The sequence below is a fragment of the Pseudomonas sp. No.21 genome (assembly GCF_054558415.1).
The window spans coordinates 1-292 of sequence record NZ_BAAJNO010000055.1 but is presented as its reverse complement, the minus strand read 5'-3'; the positions used below and the strand labels follow the sequence as shown (position 1 = coordinate 292).

1 protein-coding gene is annotated in these 292 nt (G+C 72.6%); it reads right to left on the bottom strand.

Features of this window, described 5'->3' with window-relative positions; genetic code table 11:
- On the bottom strand, window positions 1–292 hold a 292-nt coding region (locus tag ACYJSS_RS30720; RefSeq protein ID WP_459481289.1), incomplete at both ends, for a hypothetical protein.

Below are 292 nucleotides of genomic sequence, written 5' to 3'. Positions count from 1 at the left end.
AGCCGGGGGCGGCAGCCAATGATGCACCGCAGTGCCCCCGGCGCCCGGCATCGCGAGGCTGAACCAGAGCCCGCGCGGCATCACCCCATGGCTGTGCTGCAAGTGCTCCCAGGTCCGTCGCCAGCGGGTGATGCCTTCGTCCCGCAGGCCCTGGGCGAGACGCAGGAGAAAGTCATGGCGGTTGTCGGCCTGCATCCGGGCGAGCCCTTGCTCACGCAGCGGCTCGAGCAACTGCCCCAGACGGCCTTCCAGCTGCGCCGGCCCGGCGCGAGGCGCCAGCGTGCAGCCCACC